This is a genomic window from Cohnella sp. CFH 77786 (genome assembly GCF_019400745.1).
GTDB lineage: Bacteria > Bacillota > Bacilli > Paenibacillales > Paenibacillaceae > Cohnella.
Genome location: NZ_WJIB01000002.1, coordinates 493527 through 515814, shown reverse-complemented (window position 1 = coordinate 515814; position 22288 = coordinate 493527). Strand labels below are relative to the sequence as shown.

At 58.5% G+C, this 22288-nt stretch carries 18 protein-coding genes; 4 read left to right on the top strand and 14 right to left on the bottom strand.

Features of this window, described 5'->3' with window-relative positions; all coding sequences use genetic code 11:
- Window positions 1-5: 5 nt before the first annotated feature.
- On the bottom strand, window positions 6-1523 hold the full coding sequence (locus tag GE107_RS05060) for a sugar ABC transporter ATP-binding protein (protein WP_370636252.1): 1518 nt from the start codon (window positions 1521-1523) through the stop codon (window positions 6-8).
- 105 nt (window positions 1524-1628) lie between these two features.
- A complete protein-coding gene (locus GE107_RS05055) occupies window positions 1629-2699 on the bottom strand; it encodes an ABC transporter substrate-binding protein (protein ID WP_219638417.1) in 1071 nt (356 codons plus the stop codon).
- A gap of 275 nt (window positions 2700-2974) precedes the next feature.
- Here GE107_RS05055 and GE107_RS05050 point away from each other — a divergent pair, with 275 nt between their 5' ends.
- From GE107_RS05050 to dat, 4 genes are all read left to right on the top strand, one after another.
- On the top strand, window positions 2975-4774 hold the full coding sequence (locus GE107_RS05050; protein ID WP_255570196.1) for a cache domain-containing sensor histidine kinase: 1800 nt from the start codon (window positions 2975-2977) through the stop codon (window positions 4772-4774).
- A 13-nt stretch (window positions 4775-4787) separates the two neighbouring features.
- The gene (locus tag GE107_RS05045; RefSeq protein ID WP_219638415.1) at window positions 4788-6395 is read left to right on the top strand and encodes a response regulator; all 1608 of its coding nucleotides are present in this window, start codon (window positions 4788-4790) and stop codon (window positions 6393-6395) included.
- Window positions 6370-7338 (top strand): sugar ABC transporter substrate-binding protein, encoded by a 969-nt coding sequence (locus GE107_RS05040; RefSeq protein WP_219638413.1) that lies wholly within the window; start codon window positions 6370-6372, stop codon window positions 7336-7338. Before GE107_RS05045 ends, GE107_RS05040 begins: the two co-directional genes overlap by 26 nt.
- 121 nt (window positions 7339-7459) lie before the next feature.
- Window positions 7460-8290, top strand: a complete 831-nt coding sequence (dat, locus tag GE107_RS05035) for a D-amino-acid transaminase (RefSeq protein ID WP_219638534.1) — start codon at window positions 7460-7462, stop codon at window positions 8288-8290.
- Window positions 8291-8345: 55 nt separating this feature from the next.
- On the opposite strand, the gene GE107_RS05030 is transcribed toward dat, so the two are convergent.
- The 12 genes from GE107_RS05030 to GE107_RS04975 all read right to left on the bottom strand — a co-directional run bounded on the left by GE107_RS05030 (window position 8346) and on the right by GE107_RS04975 (window position 22047).
- Window positions 8346-10229 (bottom strand): LTA synthase family protein, encoded by a 1884-nt coding sequence (locus GE107_RS05030; RefSeq protein WP_255570193.1) that lies wholly within the window; start codon window positions 10227-10229, stop codon window positions 8346-8348.
- A 148-nt stretch (window positions 10230-10377) separates the two neighbouring features.
- Window positions 10378-10962 carry a thymidine kinase gene (locus GE107_RS05025; RefSeq protein WP_219638410.1) on the bottom strand — a complete coding sequence of 195 codons (585 nt, stop codon included), beginning with the start codon at window positions 10960-10962 and terminating at the stop codon, window positions 10378-10380.
- Window positions 10963-11089: 127 nt separating this feature from the next.
- On the bottom strand, window positions 11090-11395 hold the full coding sequence (locus GE107_RS05020; RefSeq protein WP_219638408.1) for a hypothetical protein: 306 nt from the start codon (window positions 11393-11395) through the stop codon (window positions 11090-11092).
- A 371-nt stretch (window positions 11396-11766) separates the two neighbouring features.
- Window positions 11767-12906, bottom strand: a complete 1140-nt coding sequence (locus tag GE107_RS05015) for a GNAT family N-acetyltransferase (RefSeq protein WP_219638406.1) — start codon at window positions 12904-12906, stop codon at window positions 11767-11769.
- 45 nt (window positions 12907-12951) lie between these two features.
- Window positions 12952-13890, bottom strand: a complete 939-nt coding sequence (locus tag GE107_RS05010) for a metallophosphoesterase family protein (protein ID WP_255570192.1) — start codon at window positions 13888-13890, stop codon at window positions 12952-12954.
- Window positions 13891-13947: 57 nt separating this feature from the next.
- Entirely contained in the window at window positions 13948-14820 is an 873-nt protein-coding gene (locus GE107_RS05005) for a sugar phosphate isomerase/epimerase family protein (RefSeq protein WP_219638530.1), read from the bottom strand.
- 296 nt (window positions 14821-15116) lie between these two features.
- Window positions 15117-15986 carry a MurR/RpiR family transcriptional regulator gene (locus GE107_RS05000; protein WP_219638405.1) on the bottom strand — a complete coding sequence of 290 codons (870 nt, stop codon included), beginning with the start codon at window positions 15984-15986 and terminating at the stop codon, window positions 15117-15119.
- 291 nt (window positions 15987-16277) lie between these two features.
- Window positions 16278-17249: an ABC transporter ATP-binding protein gene (locus GE107_RS04995; protein ID WP_219638403.1), complete on the bottom strand. Its 972-nt coding sequence runs from the start codon at window positions 17247-17249 to the stop codon at window positions 16278-16280.
- A complete protein-coding gene (locus GE107_RS04990) occupies window positions 17246-18298 on the bottom strand; it encodes an ABC transporter ATP-binding protein (protein WP_219638401.1) in 1053 nt (350 codons plus the stop codon). Before GE107_RS04990 ends, GE107_RS04995 begins: the two co-directional genes overlap by 4 nt.
- On the bottom strand, window positions 18265-19254 hold the full coding sequence (locus GE107_RS04985; protein ID WP_219638399.1) for an ABC transporter permease: 990 nt from the start codon (window positions 19252-19254) through the stop codon (window positions 18265-18267). Before GE107_RS04985 ends, GE107_RS04990 begins: the two co-directional genes overlap by 34 nt.
- Window positions 19251-20222: an ABC transporter permease gene (locus tag GE107_RS04980; protein ID WP_219638398.1), complete on the bottom strand. Its 972-nt coding sequence runs from the start codon at window positions 20220-20222 to the stop codon at window positions 19251-19253. The genes GE107_RS04985 and GE107_RS04980 overlap by 4 nt, the downstream gene beginning before the upstream one ends.
- 91 nt (window positions 20223-20313) lie before the next feature.
- The gene (locus GE107_RS04975) at window positions 20314-22047 is read right to left on the bottom strand and encodes a peptide-binding protein (protein WP_219638397.1); all 1734 of its coding nucleotides are present in this window, start codon (window positions 22045-22047) and stop codon (window positions 20314-20316) included.
- Between the last annotated feature and the right edge of the window lie 241 nt (window positions 22048-22288).

The window sequence follows — 22288 nt, the reverse complement described above, 5'->3', positions numbered from 1 at the left end:
GGCTTTCACACTCCCGCGATCGCCTGCATGACATGCTGCTGGCTGATGTTTTGGTCCGCGATTTCCTTGACCACGCGGCGGTCCCGAAGCACGGCGATCCGGTCGCTGACGCGGAGGACTTCCTCCAGCTCGGACGAAACGAAGAGCACGGACATCCCCTCGCCGGCGAGCTGAAGGACCAGCTTCTGGATTTCGGCCTTCGCGCCGATATCGATGCCCCGCGTCGGTTCATCCAGGATCAGCAGCTTCGGCTGCGTCAGCAGCCAGCGTGCCAGAATGACCTTCTGCTGGTTGCCGCCGCTCAAGTTTTTGACCAAATGCTCCGGATTCGGAGGATTGATGTTCAGCTTCCGGATGTATTCGTCCGCGATCTCCTCCTGGCGTTTGCGGGAGATCGTCCGGAACCATCCCCGGTGCGCTTGGAGCGCGAGTACGATGTTCTCCCGAACGGTCAGGTCGTCGATGATCCCTTCGGTTTTCCGGTTTTCCGGGCAGAAGGCGATGCCGTTGTCGAGCGCTTGCCTGGGCGATTGGATCCCGCGGGTGCCGCCTCCCTTCCCCCGGAACGTGAGCTTGCCCGAATCCGGGCGGTCGGCGCCGAAGAACAGCCGCGCGACCTCCGTGCGGCCCGATCCGAGCAGTCCCGCCAGACCGACGACCTCCCCTTGCCCGATCCGCAGGTCGAACGGCTCGATCGCCCCCTTCCGACCGAGCCCCTTGGCTTCGGCGACGGTTTCGGCGCCGGATTTGGCCGAAGCTGGCGCCTTAGGCATCTCCTCCAGCAGATGCAGCGCCTTCCCGATCATGCGCGAGACGAGCTCGATCCGGGGCAGCTCGGCGGCCGGGTATTCCCCGACGAATTCCCCGTTTCGGAGTATGGTGATGCGGTCGGAGATTTCGTACACCTGGTCCAGGAAATGGGTGACGAACAGAATGGCCAACCCTTCGCCCTTCAGCTTCCGCATGATCCCGAACAGCTGCTGGACTTCGCTCTGGTCCAAGCTGGACGTCGGCTCGTCCAGGATCAGCACTTTGGCCTCGACGTTCAGCGCCCGCGCGATGGCGACCAGCTGCTGTATGGCGACGGAATAATGCTCAAGCGGAAGCGTGACGTCAATGTCCAGGTGGAGACGCTCCTTCAGCAGCACCTTCGCCCTCGCGTTCATTTCCTTCCACCGGATCCGGCCAAGCCGGCGCGGCTCCCGGCCGATGAAGATGTTTTCCGCCACCGACAGGTTCGGACACAAATTGACTTCCTGATAAACGGTGCTGATCCCCGCCTGCTGCGCTTCCAGCGGACTGCGAACTTCGTGCGTCCGGCCTTCAAGCGTCACGGTGCCCCGCGTAATGGAATACACGCCGGTAAGCACCTTGATGAGCGTCGATTTGCCGGCTCCGTTCTCCCCCATAAGCGCGTGGACTTCACCGGGAAACAGCCGGAAATTGACGTTCGTCAAGGCCGCGACGCCCGGGAATTCCTTGCAGATGCCTTTCATTTCAAGAATCGGTTCGCGTTCGGCCACCGGATTCCCTCCCTTCATGGGAAAAGCCGCTCCGGCGCGGAAGAGCCCGAACGGTACGGAGCGGCTTTGCCCTTGATCTTCGAATAGGCTGTCAGAGCTTGCTTCTTAATATTGGCGGGTCGGGAGCGCTTCTTTGGCTTGCTCCGACGTGAACGTGCCTTCCTTGGTCACGATCCGCTGCGGAATTTCCTTGCCCTCAAGCACGGCGTTCACGGCTTCCATCAACTGCGGCCCGAGGAGCGGATTGCACTCGACGATGAAGTTGATCTTGCCTTCGCTCGCGGCTTGCATGCCGTCCTTCACCGCGTCGACGGAGATGATTTTGATGTCCGTGCCCGGCTTCAGGCCGGCGGCTTCAATCGCCTGGATCGCGCCGAGCGCCATGTCGTCGTTATGCGCGTACAGCACGTCGATGTCCTTGTGCGCCTGCAGGAATGCCTGCATGACTTCCTTGCCTTTGGCGCGGGTGAATTCTCCCGTCTGCGAAGCGATGATCTTCAGGTGCGGATTGGTCTTGATCACTTCCTGGAAGCCCGCCATCCGGTCGTTCGCCGGAGCGGAACCGGTCGTGCCCTGCAGCTCCACGATGTTGACGTCTTCCGATGCGTCCTTATACTGGTCAACCAGCCATTGGCCGGCCTTGCGTCCCTCTTCCACGAAGTCCGAGCCGAGGAACGTCCGGTACAGCGACGTGTCTTTGGAGTCGACGGCGCGGTCCGTCAGGATGACCGGAATGCCGGCGTCCTTCGCTTCCTTCAGCACGGTGTCCCATCCGGATTCGACGACCGGAGAGAATGCGATCACGTCGACCTTCTGCTGAATGAACGACCGGATCGCCTTGATTTGGTTTTCCTGCTTCTGCTGGGCATCTGAGAATTTCAGCTCGAAGCCCGCTTGTGCGGCCGATTCCTGGATGGACTTTGTGTTCGCCGTCCGCCAAGCGCTTTCCGCGCCGACCTGCGCGAAGCCGAGCACCACTTTCTTGTCCGCCGGTTTCGCGGATTCGCTTGGTTTCGCGGATTCGCTTGGTTTGGCGCTTTCGCTGGCCGCAGGCGCCTTCGAGCTTTCGCTGGGCGACGGGCTCGCCCCTTCGTTTTTGCCGCCGCATGCCGCGACCGCGAGCATCAGCGCGATCAGCGCGGCAAGCACGCCCCACTTTTTGCCGAACATCTTCATCGTTCTATTCCTCCCCTTCGGATCACCATGGTTGGTGTGGCTCCATTATAGAGCGCTTCCAAAACGGAAAAATACGGAGTCCGATGGGGATTGTTTTTGTTTTCTTATTCATTTGCCGGCCGCTTCAGGAGCGAAAGTGTAAATTTATCATCGTTTGCTGGATTTTTTAGTCGCGCTTCCATTTCCGTCTCTCCGCCCCCGCAACTTTTGCTATAGTAATAGAAGCTCCCATTTGACATAACCCGAGCGGTGCGGAAAGCGAGACGGAAGAGCCCATGATGAATCCGGTGCGCGTCATCAATTCCAGCCTTAGAGCCAAGCTGCTGACCATGTTCGTCATCTTGACTTCCATCCCCCTGATCACGGTCGGCCTCATTTCCTACCAGAAATCCTTCAATACGATCTCCGGTCACAGCAAGGCTTCCGCGATGCTGGCGGCGAACCGGCTCGCCCGCGACATCGACGTCCTGTTCCAGGACACCGGCAAGCTGCTCGAGCTGGAGAACAATCCGCAGGTGCTGCGGTTTCTGTTCTCGCAGAGCGAGACTTACGCCGACGCCAAAGACATCCTGAAGACGTTCGAGCTTTACCGCGATATCTACAAATACGAGAACGTCCGCAACATCACCATGATCAACCTGTACGGCAAAGGGATCAGCGAACGCAAAGGCGTCTTCCAGCTCGATCACAATCCGATGCGCAATCCCCATTTTCAGCGATTGACGAAAGAACCCGGGCGGACCTTGATCATCCCCCCTTCCGACGCTTCGCCGCTGGACCGACTGGACGGCTTCACCTATCCTGAGTCGGATGTCATTTCGATCATGGCGACCGTCAAGCAGCGCATTACCCACGAGGTCATCGGATTCATCGTCATCGACTTGGACGACTCGTTCGTGGAACGGTTCTGCAACGACGTGACGATCGGCGATACCGGGTTTTTCTACGTGGCCGATCCGGAAGGCACTCCGCTGTTCGCCCCGGCCGACCCGGCGAAGAAGGAAGCGCTGCGGCAGATCGATTGGTCGGATCGGAAGCTGGGCCAAACGCAAGACAGCTTCGTGCTGCGCCAATCCGGCAAGCCGAAATTCGTTGTCTTCACGACATCCTCCGCCACCGGGTGGAAAATCGTCGGAAACGTCACGCTGCAGGAGATCGTACAGGACGCCAACGAGATCCGCCAGCTCATCATCGTCAGCGTCATGCTCAGCATCCTGTTCACGATCACGTTATACTTCTTCATCACCGCCCGGCTGACCCGTCCGATCCAGTTTCTCAAAAACAAAATGAGACAGGCGGCGAGCGGCTACCTGGACGCGAAGGTGAAGCCGGCCGGTCAGGATGAAATCGCCGATCTGGGCAAGAGCTTCAATATCATGCTGGAGAAAATCAAAGCGCTGCTCGACCAGAGCATCCGGGAGAAGGAGCTCGTCCAGAAAGCCGAACTCCGGACGCTGCAGGCGCAAATCAATCCCCACTTCCTCTATAACACGCTCGATTCCGTCGTCTGGATGGCGGAAGCCGGCAAGAAGGATCAGGTGATCCAGCTCGTGCAGGCGTTCTCCCGTTTCTTCCGGATCAGCCTCAACAAGGGACGGGACTGGATCTCGATCAAATCCGAGCTGGATCATGTCCAAAGCTACTTGATCATCCAGCAAATCCGTTACCGGGACATCCTCGATTACGAGATTTCGGTGGACGGGGAATTGCAGGTGTTCCCGATCCTGAAAATGACGCTGCAGCCGCTCGTCGAAAACGCGCTGTATCACGGCATCAAAAACAAACGGGGCAAAGGCATGATCCGGATCGGCGGCCATGTCGAGCAGGAACGGGACATCGTCCTGACGGTCGAAGACGACGGCGCCGGCATGAGCGCCGAGCGCCTCGCGGAAGTCCGGGAAGGCTTGAACCGGCAGCGCGCCCCGGACGAAGAGGAAGACGGAGCGGGCGGCGGCTTCGGCCTCCAGAACGTGCACCAGCGGATCCGGCTGTATTTCGGCGAACGGTACGGGGTCGGGATCGAAAGCGCGGAGGGCGCCGGCACCCGCATTTTCGTGCGGATTCCGAAGAAATGAGGAGGCGGGTCGGATGAAAAAAGTGATGCTCGTCGACGACGAAATCGTCATCCGGGAAAATATACGCGAAAGCATCGATTGGGAGCGGGCAGGGTTGATCTACTGCGGGGACGCCTCCGACGGCGAGACGGCGCTCCCCTTGATCGAGAAATGGAATCCGGACATCCTGATCACCGATATCAAGATGCCGTTCATGGACGGACTCGAGCTGAGCAGCATCGTCCGCCGGCGGATGCCGCATATGAAGATCGTCATCCTGAGCGGGCATGACGAATTCCATTATGCCCGGAGCGCCCTGCGTATCGGGGTCGAAGAATACATCCTCAAGCCGATCGGGGCGGCCGACCTCATGCAAGTCCTGCAGTCGGTCTGCCTCAAGATCGATCGGGAGAACCGCGAGAAATCGGCCGGCGCGTACACGAAAGACAAGCTGCTGGCCGACTTGTGCGGCGGACTCGTTACGACGGCGGAAGCCGCGGAAGCCGCCGCCTCGCTCGGGCTTCCGCTGCTCTCCCGGTTCTACGCGGCGGCGGTCTGGGACCTGCGTTTCCCGGAACCGGCCGCGGACGCGGACGCAGAGCTGCTGCGGCGAGCGGACGCGGAAATCGAAGCGCGCGGCCGACAGCTGGACGGGGTGCTCGGTTACCGTCGCAGCCGCGCCGAAATCGTCTGGATCGTCACCGGCGATTCCTGCGGCGAAGTGGAGCTCACGTTGGAACGGCTGCAGCAGAGCATCCTCCCGGAGCTGGAAAACGCCCTTCCCTGTCCGGTTACTGTCGGCATCGGTTCGGTGCAGGATCGGCTCCAGGGCATCCACGCTTCGTTCATGGAGGCCGAAGAAGACCGCAATTGGAAGCGGCTGACGAGAATGAACGAGCTGGCTCTGCGCGAAGCTGCGGGCATCGGCTCCCATGAAGCCGCCCCGCTAGACCGGCCGAAATTCGTGGAATTCCTGAAGATCGGCCGCCCCGCGGGTGCGGACGGCTTCATCCGCGGCTTCGCCGAAGGACTGCGGGCGATCGACTGGAAATCTTCCTTGTACGGTTATTACCTCATGAACGATATTACTTTGGAGACGCTTCGCGCCGCGAAAGAAACGTTCCGCCCGGCGGAGCTGACGGAGGCCGCGGTCGGAGCCTTGCAGGACAAAATCCGGGACATCCGCAGCTGGGAGGATGCCGTCCGTTACTTGACCCTGCTGGCGGAACGGTTCTGGGAATGGCGCGCCTTGGCTTCGGACAAATACGGCGAATTGATCGCTGCCGTAAAGGAATTCATTCACGAGCGTTACGCCGACGACCGGCTCTCCCTGCAAGACGCGGCCGAGCGGGTTCGTGTCAGTCCCGGCCACTTGAGCAAGGTGTTCAGCCAGGAAACGGGCCAAACGTTCATCGAGTATTTGACGCAAACCCGCATCCGCAAAGCGATGGAGCTTCTGCAGACGACAAGGGACAAAACCTACGAGGTCGCCTACCGGGTCGGCTACAACGACGCGCATTACTTCTCCAACCTGTTCAAGAAAATGACGGGAATGACCGCCCGCGAATACCGCCGCCAAGGGGCCGCGGACGTCAAAGCGCCGGAGGGGGATGCCGATGCGACAGGCGGGCAAGTATCGTAAATGGACGCGGCTGCCGCTTGCCGCTGGTTTGCTAGCCGCGCTCGCGGGCTGCACCGGCGCTGCCGGAGAGACGCCGGTCTCCTCCTCTCCGGCAGGGGGAGCATCGGCGGCCCCCTATTCCTATACGTTCGGCATCATCTATCCGATGGCGCATCCCTACTACGAAACCATGACGGAAACCGCGCAGAAAGCGGCCGAGCCGGCCGGTGTCCGGCTCGTGGTCAAAGCGCCCGACGAGGCCAATCTGGAGCAGCAAATCCGGATGATGGAGACGATGATCAAGATGGGAGTCGACGCGATCGCGATCGATCCGGTCGATTCGGACGCGCTCGCCCCCGTCATCGACAAGGCGGTGCTCGGCGGAATCCCGGTCATCTGCTTCGAATCCGACGCGCCGTCGAGCAAACGGCTCGGCTTCGTCGGCGTCGACAACGTCGAAGCCGGCGTCCGCATGGGGCAAGCGATCGACCGGCAGCTGAAGGGCCGGGGCATGGTGCTGGTGGAAACGGGCATGAGCCGGATGAGAAGCCTGGGCCAACGGCTGCAGGGCATGCTGGACTATATTAATGCCCATACGGATATCCAGGTGCTGGAGGTTCGGTACAACGAAGGAAGCGAAGACAAAGCGTTGTCCGATCTGGAGGAGATGATCGACGCCCATCCCCATTTCGACGCGTTCATCGCTTTGGACGTCGTATCGGGCCCGGCTTCCGTCCTTGTGTGGAAAGCCAAAGGCTTGACCCGTTACGCCGTCACCTTCGGCGTTACGCCGAAAATCCGGGAAGCGATCGCGAACGGGCAGATCAAAGCTGCCGTTTCCCAGAACGAAGCCGGGATCGGAACCCGCATCGTGGAACGCATGCTGCAGGCCGCGCAAGGACAAGCGGTTCCGGCCTTCGACGATACGGGGCTAACGGAGATCGCCTCTGGCTCGGCCCCGTAGCGGCGCTCGGCGGATTGAAACGCCTTCGCCTGCCGGGTTAAACTGAGAGAGTACGTCTCGTTCGAATCCGGATTCGACGAAACATCGCACCCCTGACGGGAGGAGAAGAGCGTTGTCGCAAATCTATTGGTATCAAGACCGCTGGCTGCCGGCGGATGAAGTGAGGATCTCTCCGGAGGACCGCGGCTATTATTTCGGGGACGGCGTCTACGAGGTATTCCGCGTGTACGGAGGCAAGCTGTTCGAAGCGGACGCCCATTTCGCCCGCCTGGAGAAGAGCGCGGCCGGCATCCGGATTCGGCTGCCCCATTCGACCGAAGTCCTGAAGCGGCGGATGGAGGAATTGGTCCGTCGCAACGGATTGCAAGAAGGAACCGTTTATTTGCAGATCACGCGGGGAGAAGCGCCGCGCAGCCACTTGTTCCCCCGCGATGCGGACCCGGTCGCGATGGCGTACTGCACGGAAACGAAGCGCCCGATCGCCGCCATGCAGACCGGTTATAAAGCCATAACGGCCGAGGACGTGCGCTGGCTCCATTGCGATTACAAAACGCTGAACCTGCTGGCGAACGTGCTGGCCAAGCAGGAGGCGGCGGACCGCGGGGCGGACGACGCCGTCCTTCATCGCGGCGGAACCGTAACCGAGAGCAGCGCCTCGAACGTCATGATCGTGAAGGACGGCAGCTTAATCACCCACCCGGCCAATCACCTGATTCTGCACGGCATCACGCGCGCCGTCGTGCTGAGGCTGGCCGCCCGGGCGGAAATTCCGACGGAGGAACGGAGCTTCTCCGTCCACGAGCTTCTAGCCGCCGACGAGGTGCTGCTCACGGGCACGACGATCGAGGTGATGCCGGTGATCGAGGTTGACGGAAGAACGGTCGGTACAGGCGTTCCCGGACCGGTGACCCGCCGGCTGCAGCAAGAGTTCGAGCGCGTGATTCATGCGTGAAATGAAAAATCCCTTTCACCGGTTCGCCGCCGGAAGAAGGGATTTTTCATATCGTTTATCGTTTCGGGAGAGACTGCACGTACGCATCCGACAAGCCCATCAGCTTCAGCACGTAATCGTAGTCTTCCTTATATTTCGAGAAATCGGCAACAGGTTTCAGTGTATCGAGGGAGACGGCCGTACCGTCCTCGAACGATTTGCCCGGCACGAACATGACGTCGTTGTTGAAGAACGAACCGGTCGGCAAGTAATACCGCATGCCGAATACGTTCTTCTCCGTGTTGAGCAGGTCGTGCCCGAAAGCCATGTAATTCTCTTCTTTCAAGGAGATGCCAAGCAGGTTTGCGACCGTCGGCATAATGTCGACTTGCCCCCCTACCGTTTGGATCGTTTTCTTGGGGGACGTGCCGGGCACATGGATGATGAGCGGAATGTTGAAACGGGAAATCCGTTCATGATACGTAATGCCGAGCTTCTCGCTGACGTCCTCCGGTTTGTTGTCCTGGGGCTGAAGGCCGAAGTGATCGCCGTAAAGCACGATCATCGTGCTGTCGTACAGTCCGTTTGCCTTCAGCATCTTGATCAGCTCGCCGATTGCGTAATCCGTGTAATGGATCGCCTGCAAATAATCGCCCAGCTGCGTGCCCTGGATGTTCGCCGGCAGATCGAGCCACTGCTTATCCTTCGGAATTTTGAACGGATGATGGCTGGAAGCGGTGATGAGCTGTGCATAGAACGGCTTGTTCTCTTTTTTGAGCTCGACCAACCGCTTGACCGCCCCCTTGTACAACTCTTCGTCGGATGCGCCGAAAGCGTTGAAATGGTCGTTGTTGAAAAAGGGCTTGTCGAAATATCGATCGAACCCGAGCGCCGGATACATCTTGATGCGGTCCCAGAACGTGACGTCGTTGACGTGGAACGTCTCCGCCGCGTATCCGTGCTTCTCGAGCAGTCTCGGAAGGCTCGGAATCTTCCGGTCGCCGTATCCGGTCGACATCGCAACCTTCGCCGTCGGGTAAATCGACGTGTTGGACATGAACTCGGCGTCGGATGTGTTCCCTTGGCCGATTTGCTGGAAGAAATGCGGGAAATAATAACCTTCGTCCGCCAGTCCGTTAAGCACGGGCGTCAGCACCTGTCCGTTCAGCTTCAGGTGGATCGGGAAGTTCTGGAACGCCTCCATCTGGATGACGATCAGGTTCTTGCCCTTCATCGAACCGAATGCCGCGGGTGTTGCTTCCTTCGTCGCCTGCAGATCCGGATTGGATGTCTCGAGCTGGTCGACCTGCTTGGAAAGCTGCTTGATGTCCACGGTTTTCGCAAAAGCTTCTTTGGCATTCAACGCCGCGTTAACTTGATAATTGAAGAAGCCGATTTCTTCCGCCTGCGCCAATTCGTTCTCGATCGAAGCCGCGCTGCGGATATACAATTGGGAAACGAAAAGACCGACGACTGCCGCGGCGATGACGCCGAGTTTCCAAGTGCGGCTCTTTCCTCTCTCCGGCGGGGAAACTCTCTTCGTCAACCGGTAAACCGCCCATACGAAGGCCAAGATGATCAGATCCGCGAAAAACGCGTAATATTTCCACTGAATCGTCGCCCGGACGCTGTCCTTCACGCCCGCCACCTGATCGAGCTGTTCCAGCGCCGTGTACGTCGGTATCGTGCTGTAATAGCTGAAGTACAGGGTGGAAGCGAAAAACAGCAAGGAAACGACGAGATTCAGAGCCCAGAACACGTATTTCTTCGGCTTGTCAGGCGTGATTGCTTCGAATAACCCTGTGAGGAACAGGATGGACGCGGCGTCTGCCGCCACCTGCCCCCATGCAATATGGTCGAACAGAAACTGGCGAAGCAGCAGCGATTTGAGGAATAACAGCACGAATGCAACAAAAAAAGGCTGAGGCCGTTTTAGCCCGGATAAGAGCGTAGAAATCAATGAGCAACCTTCCTTTATCTGCATAATGTCAAATCCATATAAACTGTATGTTATCACGGATTTAATCATTTTCCAAAAGCATAATAACAGGAAAAGAAGAAAACTCCGGCACGCGGCCCGGAGTTTCCCAAAGATGTTTCCGATCGGACTAGTCCTCCTGCTCGAAGGCTTTGTTGTAGCATTTGCGGCAGACCGGCTTGTAATCCTCGTTGCCGCCGACCTGGAATTGCTCGCCCACGTTGACGGGAACCCCGTCCTTGAACCGGATGACCATCGTGGCCTTGCGGTCGCAGTACCAGCAGATCGTTTTGATTTCCTCGATTTTGTCCGCGTAGATGAGCAGGTTGTAGCTGCCTTCGAACAGATGGTTCTGGAAATCGTTCTTCAGCCCGAACGCCATGACCGGAACGTGGAGCTCGTCCACGACGCGGGTCAGCTCCAGGATATGCTTCTTCTTCAGCCACTGGGCTTCGTCGACAAGCACGCAATAATATTTCCGCTCCTCGAGGAACTGTTTGACGCTCTCGTACAGGTTCGTATCCTCGTCCACGGGAATCGCTTCCCGCGTGAAGCCCGCGCGCGACCCGATCCGGTTCGATCCGTTTCTCGTATCGACCGCCGGCGTATATAACAGCACCGGTTTGCCCTGTTCCTCGTAATTGTGGGCCACCTTGATGATTTCGAAGGATTTGCCGCTGTTCATCGTTCCGTATTTGTAATAGAGCTGTGCCAAACCGTGTCCCTCCATGCCGATCTTATCTCGTCCATTATACTCGAGCGAAAGCGAATGATCGACATGAAGTGGCAGGATCGTGTCGTTTCGCGTGTTGTCTCGATGACGTTACTCGTTGCATGAAGCCCTATTCCGCCAACCCGAATTTCCGCAGCTGGTCCCAATGCCCCTCGCGAATCAAGATTTCCTTTTGCTTCGGGCCGATCAGATCGAAGTGCGGGTAAGGCTGCCGCCGGTGAATGTACTTCGGGTTCAGCCCGTTCGCGGCGCACCAGTCGGACAACCGGTCCAGATCGGAGCAGCCCACTTTCGTAACCGTGCGGACGCCGGGAAAGCGGATTTCCTGCCAATAATGGGTCAGGAACGCGATCTCCCCCTTCGCCACCCGCTCCTTCCACGCCTCCAGCTCTTCCCTCGTAATCCCGAAAGCCATGTTCGCATTCCGTCCTTCATGCAGAGCATTTGAATAGGATCAACATCATATCATAAGCTTCCCGCGGCATGACAAAGCCCTGGGCGTTGGAAAGAAGCGATGGCGAGCGAGAAAATGGAATTTTGTTCCTTTCCTCCGCCCCTCTCCCGCTTTTCCAGCTGAACGCGGAACCAACAAAAGACCCGGCAGCTAAGCCGGGGCAGGGGATGTTGTCGTACCAACCGACTGGATCTCTTTTATCTTGCCGTCGTCGACCGTTTGGTGGATCATCCCCCACAGTTACGCAGTTTAGGAATACGGTCCGGACGAATACTCGCTGCGTTTTCCTGCAACAAACATGGCCCATGTTGAGGATTCCGGGTCCGCTCATCCTAAATATACGCCAAACCCGCCGTATACGGGAACGGGACGGGGAACAAGTCCCGGTAAGCGTCGCAGCCTGCCGGCAACGCCTCGTTCTCCGAGCTGGCGCAGTCGAAGACCAGGCGCACGAGTTCGTTGGCCGTCAATGGGACGGTCGGACACGAAGCTCTCTCCAACCGCCAGTTGCCTTCTTCTACAGACACGAAACGCAATCCATCAATGTTGCTCCGCTTCTCCAGCCAAGGCCGCAGCTGTTCCGCCAACGCATCTCCATCGACGATCCGGACGGTCCCCAGGTGATCCTCCAGAGTGAAAGGGATACCCTCCAGCCGCGATTGCAACACCGTCTCGTGCCAAGGAATTGGAAAATCCACACCCGGAAGCCCGTAACGCAGCACCGCTGCCCCGGCCAACCGAGCCACTACGCTAGGATCCCCCGCATACTCCACCACGACTCCTCGTTTATGCGGGTCGTTCGGCACGCCGATCACGGCGAACGCGGCCATGACGCCGCCGGTTTCCGCGACGAGCACCCGGTGCGTCATCTTGATGCAGCTGACGAACGCCTCCGCCTTGAGCAGCGTGGCCAACTCCTGAACGCCGTAATGATACCGAACGCCGCGGGAAGCCGCAATTTCCTGCAGACCGAACACGTCTTCGGGATTCAACTCCCGGACCAGTGGATGCCCGTCTCCGGCGCGATCGGCCAGCGTCTCCGCGGATTGCGGATCCAAGCGGTACCTGCGAATCCTTCCGAACGGGGCGCAGCCGGCCCGCGTGTACAGGGAGCGGTATCCTGACACGAGAAGCAGGGACGCGCCGGCTTGCCGGGTAAACTCGTTGATCTCGCTTAAGATATCGCTGGCGTAACCTTTTCCCCGGGCTTCCGGTTCCGTGCAGACCGAGCCGAGAGAGAACACCCGCAGCTTCGCGCCGCCGATCCGAATTTCCCAAGGCACCAAACCCATGAACGATATAAGCTTCCCGTTCTCCCCGAATGCGCCATAGGACAATGAAACCGACGTTTCCGAGAAAATGTACGGAAACGCCTTGCCCATCGACGTCTGCTCCGCATCGCGGAACGTGGCGTCCGACAGGCGCACGGCCTCCCTCATTTCGGTATCCGTTAATCTGCGTATGATCGCCATTCGCCGGGCCTCCGTAGGTTCGTTTTTGATTCGCTTCCTCTCACCTTATGGCCGCTTGGCGGGCCTTCCCTCCGGCCGATGCGCGGGCTGCTCGGTCACGACTTCGCCGTTATCCAGCCTGAGCCACGTGCGAAATCCCCGAGCGCCTTCCTCCAGCAAGATGACTCTCGCCCCGTTCGGGAAACCTTCCATGGCATAGTTGTTGTATCCGGTTTTGCGGCCGTAGCACAAGGTGATGCCCATCAGCTCGCCCATGAAATCATTGGCATGGTCGTGCCCGACGAAGGTGCCGACCACGTTCCCTTGCTGAACCATGGCGGCGAACAAGCCGGTATTAAGCGCGGGACAGCAGATTTCCTCGTGTTTGCTGCCGCGGCATTCCCGGAAATCCCAGACATCGTTGTACTCCGGCAGCGGAATGTGGAAGAACGCGAGCGCCGGAACGGGCGTATTCCCATTGGCTTCTTTCAACGCCTCTGACTCCCGGGCGAACCAATCGATCTGATCCCTCGCGACCGCGGCATATCCGCCAATCGGCGGCTCCGCGTAATCTCCCGAATCGAGGAAGAACAATGCATGCCCCGGCTTCCCGTCCCTTCCATGCAGGCGGAGCACGTAGTTGCCCACTCCGGCAATCGAAGCCGGACCGCGTTCCGTCAGCCCGTGCCGAAGTCCGCGTAACGCCTCCATCAGCTCCTCCCGGGTCACGTTGCCTTCGGCGTCGTGATTGCCGAATACGGCGGCCCACGGCGTGGCGGATTCCTCCATCGGGGCGACTGCGTCCCGAATGGAGCGGACGGGAACGCTGCAAGTCCCGCTTTCGATGAGGTCGCCCGTGAGCACGACCAGGTCCGGGCGCTCCTCCACCAACACCCGTTCCATGAGGAGCCGGGTCCGGCGGTCGTTCTCGTTCCCTTCCCCCCAATGCAAGTCCGTGAATTGCACGATTTTGAACGTTCCGTCTTCCCGATAAAACAACGGCATCCCGATACCCTCTCCCGGTAAAATTTTCACCCTTATTCCATGGAATGCTTCTCCGCCTTAACGATACCGCTGGATGAACCGCACGGCTTCCCGGATGTCCGCCTCCGGGTTGACGCCCACTTCCCGCTCGATCGTCAAATAGCCTTGATAGGCGATTTCCAGAAGCGCGCCGAAATAATCGTCGAAGTTCACGCCGCCTTGACCCAGCGGCACTTCCTTGAACACTTCCCCGGATGTTACCATCTGCGCGATTTTGCCGTGGTCCATCGGCTCGTAGCCCAGAGCTCCATAGATTTCGCGGGGATCGACCTCCTTGAAGCGGACTCCGTCTTTCACGTGCGTATGCACAATATAATCCTTCAGCATGCGAACGCCGGCCGAGGGATCGTCCCCGGTCACCATCACCATGTTCGCGGGATCGAAATTGACCGACACCCCTCTGGAGCTCAGCGTGTCTAGGAAAGCCTTGAGATGGGCCGCCCGTTCCGGACCGGTCTCGATCGCGAAATAAGCGCCCATGCTCGTCGCGTATCGGCTCAACTCTTCGCAGGACTGCTGCATCGCATCGTAAATGTCGTTTCGATCGTCCGGGACGATTCCGATATGCGTCGTCACGATGTTCGTGCCGAGTTCGACCGCGAGGTCGAGGATGCGTTTCGATTTCTCGATTTTCGCCGGATTAGCCGCGCGATCCTGAAATCCGTGGCCTCCCAAATCCCCGACCAACGCGGAGATTTCCAGCCCGAGCGACTCGATGTAAGCTTTCAGTTCCTTGCGGGCAGCGACGCTGAGGTGGGCCGGATCCATCTCCCCGCTGACGGCATAGATTTGCACGCCTTCCGCTCCGACTTCCTTCGCCTTCACGAGGCCTTCGCGGATCGGCAAGCGGAAGCTGTCGACGATGACGCCGATTTTGTTGGTCAATTTCATAGCGGTTCTCCCCTTTTCCATGATCCCCCTGTCTATAACTTTGGTTGACTCGGATACATAAATGCCGCGCGTCTGGATTCGATCCCTGCAGCACCTTTCCATGACCTGCTGCGCGCCCAACATCGCTTGTTTCATGTCCCCGGAATTCTCCTGTGGCTCTATTTACCAAGACGCTCTTATCGTAACATATGTTGAATGTTCACTCCACAATCTTCAGGATTTCCGAAGAAATTATCCAACACAAAAGGGAACGATCGCATGAGGTCGTTCCCGAAGCCGGAGCGATGATATGGAATTCAATACAATTTATCGGCGACGGACAGCGCCGTTTTCTCGAGCGCTTCGGACGCCGTGTCCATCTTCATGGACAAGAGCGTAGTGAGAATGTTGAGCATATGGATCTGCGTGAACTTCGTCGACAACGCCCCGCCTTCCCTCGACATCTCCCGCGACGGTACGAGCAGCACCGTATCGGCATGGGCGGCGATCGGAGAGCGCAGGTGGCTCGTCAAGCAAATCACGCCGGCTCCGTTCTTCTTCGCCTGCCGCACCGGATCGACCAGGTCCCGGGTGCTCCCGGACGTGGAGATCCCGAATACGAGGTCGCCTTTCTTCAACAGTGCGGCCGACATCGCGATGATGTGGGCGTCGCGGTGCGCCTCGACGTTCATGCCCAGCCGCATCAGCCGGTAGTGCAAGTCCAGCGCGGTAATGCCGGACGATCCTACGCCGTAGACGAATATTCGTTCCGCGGCGAGCATTTTGTCCACGGCTGCCTTCAAGTTGTCTACGTTTACCAGATCCAGGGTGTTCTTCAACAGCCGTTCGTGCTGCATCGTCAGCTTACGGGCTACCGTTATGACGTCATCCTCGTCGCCGATCTCCATGTTCGAAACCGACGGCGGACGGTCCACCAGATCCTGCGCGACCGACAGCTTGAATTCGTGGAACCCGCGGAACCCCAGCTTCCGGCAGAAACGGATGACCGAAGTCTCCCCGACGCCCGCCTGTTCGGACAGATCCGTCACGGTGGCCAGCACCGCTTCCTCGGGATTGCTTTTCACGACGTCCGCTACCTTCTTCTCGGCCTTCGTCAAGGAAGAATAGATGCTCGAGATCATCAGGAGCGTATTCGCTTGCTGCAGCTTCGGGCCTACTCTTGCCATATGCCAAACCTCGCTTATTCATGTGTAGGGAATAGAAAAAGAATAGACGATTGCCTAGGGAAAAACAAGCAAATATCTTCTTCATCAGGAGTACAAAAGAAGAAAATATCCAATTCGATGATCTGATGATCAATATTCGGCAACAACCTGCGTTTTCCCTTCATCTGTCAGAGAATAGACCTTTCTGCAACCGGAAACGGAAAAAAACACCCGAGTTACCTCAGGTGCCGGCTTGGAAATATACCGGTTCGGATGCCGGGGCATCCTTAAGCGTTATATCGCCGATAGGATTTACAACGGAAAATGGCATGCGACTTGACGGTCGTCTCCCGCCGGCGAGAGCAGCGGCTCCTCGACCTTGCACCGTTCTTGCGCGTAGGGGCAGCGGGTGTGGAAGCGGCACCCGGACGGCGGATTCGCCGGCGACGGCACGTCTCCCTCCAGGATGATGCGCTCCTTCGTCCGGTGCGGCGTCGGCTTGGGAATCGCGGACAGCAGCACCTGCGTATACGGATGCTTCGGATGGTCGAACAGGTCTTCGGTGCGCGCGATCTCCACCATTTTGCCCAAGTACATGACGCCGATTCGGTCCGAAATGTGCCGGACGACGTTCAGTCCGTGGGCGATGAACAGATACGTGAGCCCGAGCTCCTTCTGCAGCCGCTGCAGCAGGTTCAGCACTTGGGACTGCACGGAGACGTCAAGCGCCGATACCGCTTCGTCCGCCACGACGAACTTCGGGTTCAGGGCGATTGCCCTGGCGATGCCGACCCGCTGGCGCTGCCCGCCGGAAAATTCGTGCGGGTACCGGTTCCGCCGGCTCACGTCCAGTCCGACCAGCTCCATCAGCTCCACGACCCGTTCGTCCACTTCCTTGGCCGACATTCTCCTGTGCGTGCGAAGCGGTTCCGCGATCACGTCCTTCACCAGAAACCGCGGGTTCAAGGAACCGTAAGGATCCTGGAAAATGATCTGCATTTCTTGCCGAAGCTTGCGCAAGTCGGAGGAGCCGACTTCGTGGATATCCCGTCCCTGGAAACGGATTCCCCCGTCCGTCGCCCGTTTGAGCTTGAGCAGCACGCGGGCCAGCGTCGATTTGCCGCAGCCGGACTCCCCAACAAGTCCGAACGTCTCCCCCGCCCGGATCCCGAACGACACGTCGTCCACCGCTTTGACGTGACCGACCACCCGGCCGAACAAGCCCGACTTGATCGGGAAGTATTTCTTGACGTGCTCCGCTTCCAGCAAATATTCGTTCGTCATGACGGGGTCACCTCCGGCCGGCTTCCGATCGTGATTTTCCTTTCCCTGTTGTCCGGCATGCCTGGTCTCAGGCCGCCCTCGTCGTCCAGCCAGCAAGCGGCCTTATGTCCGGACAACGATTGGCGAAGAGGCGGTTCGTCCGTCCGGCACGCGTCCATTGCATACGGACAACGGGGATGAAAGCGGCAGCCCGACGGGATCTTGCTAAGCGGAGGTATCGATCCCTTGATCGTATACAGCTCTCCGCCGCGCTCTCCTTCCAGGCCCGGAATCGACTTCAGCAACCCGATCGTATAGGGATGACGGGGCTTTTCGAAAATTTCCGCGACCGTTCCCTCTTCGACCACGGTTCCCGCGTACATGACCGCGATGCGGTCCGCGACTTCCGCCGCCACGCCCATATCGTGGGTGATGAGCAGCATGGACATGCGGAACTCCTGCTTGAGTTGCAGGAGCAGATCGAGGATTTGCGCCTGAACGGTCACGTCGAGCGCCGTCGTCGGCTCGTCGGCGATGAGCAGCTCGGGATTGCAGGCGAGGGCCATCGCGATGACGACGCGCTGGCACATGCCGCCCGACATTTCGTACGGGTACTGCCGCGCCCGGATTTCCGGATCCGGAATCCGGACCTTCCTCAACATTTCCACGCTTTGCCGCCAAGCTTCCTTCTGGCCGACTCCCTTATGCGTCCGGAGCGCTTCGGCGATCTGTTCCCCGACCGTGAAGACGGGATTCAGGGCCGACATCGGGTCCTGGAAAATCATCGTAATGCGGTTGCCGCGGATTTTCAGCATCTCTTGCTGTTTCATCCGGACCAAATCCTGACCGTCAAACCGCACTTCGCCTTCCGTGATCGTGCCGCCTGCGAAATCGATCAGCCGCATCACCGACAATGCCGTCACGCTTTTTCCGCTGCCGGACTCGCCGACCACGCACAACGTCTTCCCTTTTTCGATCTCGAGGGAGACCCGGTCCGCGGCTTTCACCATTCCTTGATCCGTAAGGAAGGCGGCGGTCATGTTCCGGATTTCGAGAATTTTGTCCGCCATTGGTCCAGCCTCCTTCGCGGGATCGTCGTTTTGCGGGGATCCATGGCGTCGCGAATGCCGTCACCGATGAAATTCACGGCCAGCACGACGATCAGAATGCACAAACCGGGATATAAAGCCAGCAGGGGATCGGTCAGCATGAATTCCTGAGCGTTGCTAAGCATCAGGCCCCAGCTCGTATCCGGAGTCTGGATTCCCAGTCCCAAATAAGAAAGCGCCGATTCGCTCAAAATCGCGTTCCCCACCATGAGCGTGGCGGTCACGATGATCGGAGCCGAAGAGTTGCGGAGCAGATGGACGAAAATAATGCGCCAATCGGACACTCCGATCGCCTTGGCCGCTTCTACGTACTGCATCTCCCGCAGCTGCAAATAATTGCCGCGCACGAGCCGGGCCACGCCCATCCAGCTGGTGAGCGCGAGAATCCAGATCAGATAAGTCGACTTCGAGCCGAAAATGGCCAAAATCAAAATATTGAGGAACAACGTGGGAATCGAGTACATGACGTCGACCAGCCGCATGAAAACCGTGTCCACCCAACCGCCGAAATAGCCGGATACGGCGCCGATCATCGCGCCGATCACGACGGAAACGATGGCGACGGAGAAACCGACCTTCAGCGAGATTTGGCTGCTGTAGATCAGCCGGGACAAGATATCCCGTCCCAATTCGTCCGTCCCGAGCAGATGGCCTTCCGAGCCGGCCGGCAGGTTCGGGAACATCATATCGATCCGGGTCGGATCGTAAGGAGCCAGCTTATGGGCGAGCAGCGCGATCAGAACGAAAATCAAAACGATGACGAGTCCCGCAACCGCAAAAGGATTATGCATGAACTTCTTGGCCGCGGTCTTCCAAGGCCCCGGAGGCGGCGGATCCGCGGGAACGGGAATGCCCGCCGGCGTCCCCTGGGGGGAATTACGCCGCTTGCCTGTTGGAGGAACTTCAATGTCGCTCATGCGGCCGCACCGCCCTTCCGCCCGTACTGTACGCGGGGATCCACGACGGCATAGAGAATATCCGCCAGCAGGTTGCCGACCACGACCATGACGGAAACGACGAGCGTGATGGACATGAGCACGGAATATTCGCGCGCTACGGCCATTTCCACGAACAGGCGGCCCATTCCGGGCCAGTTGAATACGTTTTCGGTTAACGCCGCGCCGCCGACCAGAATCGGCAGATCGAGGCCGAGGATCGTGATGATGGGGATCAGCGCGTTGCGAAGGGCGTGGCGGTAAACGACTTTTCGTTCCTTCAAGCCTTTGGCGCGGGCCGTGCGCACATAATCTTGGTTCAGCACCTCGAGCATGCTGGAACGGGAATATTTAACATAACCGGCTAGAAAGCCGAGAGATAGCACCGTTACGGGAAGAACGAGATGCAGGATCAGGTTTCCGACGTCTCCTTGCTTGTCCATGTCGTACATGTCGGATAGAGGCAGCAGATCCAGCTTAAGCGCGAACGTCTGCTGCAGAATGATGCCGAACCAGAACGTCGGCATCGCGAAGCCGAGATACGAAATGAAATTGGAAGTATGGTCGGAAAAGCCGTATTCCCGGGTGCTGTTGTAGATGCCCCAAGGGATGGCGATGATCAGGGACAGAATCCAGGCCGACGCCATCAGAATGATCGTGTTCTTCACGGTTGGCCACAGGATGTCGCCGACGGGGATGTTGTTCTTGAACGTGTGGCCCAAATCCCCTTGAAGCATTCCCCCGATCCATTTCAAATACTGCACGGGAACCGGTTGGTCCAAGCCGAGGTTGTGAGCCTGCACTTTGGCCGCTTCCGGAGACAGCCCCGGCGCCAGGAACACTTGCGTCGGACCGCCTGGAGCCGCATGGATGATGGCGAACGTGAGGATGGATATGAGGAAAAGCACCAGCACGGATTGCAGCAAACGGCGTATCAAATACTCGGTCATCCGGCGTCCTCCTCTCCTTGGAGACAGGGGAAGGGCCCGCGGGACCTTCCCCTGAATCTTTAGAATTAAGATGATGTCCTTGCGATTCCGCTTACTCTAACCACCAGTTGATGATATGGAACAGATAGCCGTAGGCAAGGGACGATTCGGGACGGTCTTCCTCCGCCCATTTGACCTTCGAAGCGTCCACGCCTTGCGGGAGGCCGTATTGGTACAGGAATACGTAGGGCAGGTCAATCGAAATTTTCTCGCCGATCTCGTGATAAATCTTGGCGCGCTCGGTTTTGTCGACGGTTTGTTGGCCTTTCACCCACAGCTCGTCGAGCTCTTTGTTCACGTACCAGCCGCTGTTCTGTCCGGCCGGCGGGAAATATTTGGACGAGAAGATGCTCTCCGCGTCCGGATCCGGGTTGGACAGCGACCATCCGAGCAGGATCGCCGGGAACTTGCCGGGCGTGACGTTCTGGTCGATCCAGGTCGCGAAGTCGATGCCTTTCGGAATCACCTCGATGCCGACGTCCTTCAAGTTCTGTTGGACGATCGCCGATACTTGCTCGCGGCGGCTGTTGCCCGCGTTGTACTGCAGTTCGAACGAGAAGCGGATGCCGTCCTTCTCGAGGATGCCGTCTTTACCCGGCTTCCACCCGTCTTCCGCCAGCAGCGCTTTCGCCTTCTCGGGATCGTATGCGTAATTGACGGCTTTGTCGCCCGGGTCCGCCCACGATTTGGGGAGGAACGGGGAGTTCATCAGGGCGCCGGCGCCCTTCAGCACGTTGTCGACCATGCCTTGGCGGTTGAGCGCGTAGGCGATCGCTTGACGGGTCTTCTGGCTCTTGAACGGAGACACCTTCTGCGGGAAGTTCTCGTCCTTGAAGTTGAATTGGATGTACTCGTATTGCGGTCCCGGCGCCAGGATGACGTTGAGGTTCTGCTGCTTCTTCACGGCTTCGATCTGCGTCAGCGGGATCGCTTCCGTCATTTGAACGTCGCCCTTCATGAGCGCCTGAACTTCCGTGTTCTGGTCCGCGTAGATCTTGTACACGATCTTGTCGATATGCGGCTTCTTCTCGCCCCAGTAGTTCGGGTCCTTCTCGATCGTGAAATGCTGGCCTTGCGTCCATTCCGTCCATTTCCACGGTCCGCTGGTCACCGTTTGGGCCGGATCGACCCCGAACTTGTGCGCCTTAAGTTCCTTGGCAGGAACGTCCTTGAGGATGTGCTGCGGCACGATGGAGATGTACAGGGAGTACGGGAACGGCGCGTATACCTGCTTCAGCTTGATTTCCACCGTCTGGGGGTCCTTGACGGTGATCGTATCGATTTTATCCAACGTGCTGATCGCCGGAGAGCCGACGTCCGGATTCCGGATCGTATCGAACGTGAATTTCACGTCTTCCGCGGTGATCGGCTGGCCGTCGCTCCATTTGGCGTTCGGCTTCAGCTTGATGACATAAGTCTTATTGTCCGCGGCAACCTGAGGCAGCTCGGCGGCGAGCGACCACGGCTCGGCGGCCAGATTGGCGTTGCGGTCCAAATCGTACAGCTTCGCGAAAATCAAGGCGTCCAGGTCACCGGATGCGGTATCGTTAATGAAAATCGGGTTGACGGATACCATGTCGGAGAACGTGCTGATCGTCAAGGTTCCGCCGTCTTTGGGCCCGGCCGGGCTGGCGGAAGGAGATTCGGAGGGAGATTCGCTGGATGTCGCGCTGGGCGACGCCGAGGGGGAGGCAGATTCCTGCGGCTTATTGCCGGTACAGCCCGCGATGAGTACGGCCGCTAGTGCAAAAACGGTGAAGCTCGAGACCCACTTCTTTTTTCTCACGTTTTCATCCTCCTCTTAATTATTGCGGAAAATCATGGCAAAAGCGGAGTACGCCTTTTTAAATCATAACGACTTTTCCAAGTTATCGGAAGAATTTTTTTATTCGATTTCTCCCGAATATCCCGTACGAAATTAATAATTATTAGCTTTTGTTCATAAACATTTTTCGCGCTCCGGCTTGCGTTCTGAAAACGCAATCCCGCTCTTACTGGAAAATCGGAACCCGATCTTTCTCCTGCCA

Bases quoted from the DNA above. Each gene is read 5' to 3' on its own strand.
- GE107_RS05040 (WP_219638413.1), top strand. From the start codon at position 6,370: ATGCGACAGGCGGGCAAGTATCGTAAATGGACGCGGCTGCCGCTTGCC.
- GE107_RS05000 (WP_219638405.1), bottom strand. From the start codon at position 15,986: ATGGCAAGAGTAGGCCCGAAGCTGCAGCAAGCGAATACGCTCCTGATG.
- GE107_RS04985 (WP_219638399.1), bottom strand. From the start codon at position 19,254: ATGAGCGACATTGAAGTTCCTCCAACAGGCAAGCGGCGTAATTCCCCC.
- GE107_RS04990 (WP_219638401.1), bottom strand. From the start codon at position 18,298: ATGGCGGACAAAATTCTCGAAATCCGGAACATGACCGCCGCCTTCCTT.
- GE107_RS05010 (WP_255570192.1), bottom strand. From the start codon at position 13,890: ATGCCGTTGTTTTATCGGGAAGACGGAACGTTCAAAATCGTGCAATTC.
- GE107_RS05045 (WP_219638415.1), top strand. From the start codon at position 4,788: ATGAAAAAAGTGATGCTCGTCGACGACGAAATCGTCATCCGGGAAAAT.
- GE107_RS04995 (WP_219638403.1), bottom strand. From the start codon at position 17,249: ATGACGAACGAATATTTGCTGGAAGCGGAGCACGTCAAGAAATACTTC.
- GE107_RS05055 (WP_219638417.1), bottom strand. From the start codon at position 2,699: ATGAAGATGTTCGGCAAAAAGTGGGGCGTGCTTGCCGCGCTGATCGCG.
- GE107_RS05020 (WP_219638408.1), bottom strand. From the start codon at position 11,395: ATGGCTTTCGGGATTACGAGGGAAGAGCTGGAGGCGTGGAAGGAGCGG.
- GE107_RS05050 (WP_255570196.1), top strand. From the start codon at position 2,975: ATGATGAATCCGGTGCGCGTCATCAATTCCAGCCTTAGAGCCAAGCTG.
- GE107_RS05015 (WP_219638406.1), bottom strand. From the start codon at position 12,906: ATGGCGATCATACGCAGATTAACGGATACCGAAATGAGGGAGGCCGTG.
- GE107_RS05005 (WP_219638530.1), bottom strand. From the start codon at position 14,820: ATGAAATTGACCAACAAAATCGGCGTCATCGTCGACAGCTTCCGCTTG.
- GE107_RS04980 (WP_219638398.1), bottom strand. From the start codon at position 20,222: ATGACCGAGTATTTGATACGCCGTTTGCTGCAATCCGTGCTGGTGCTT.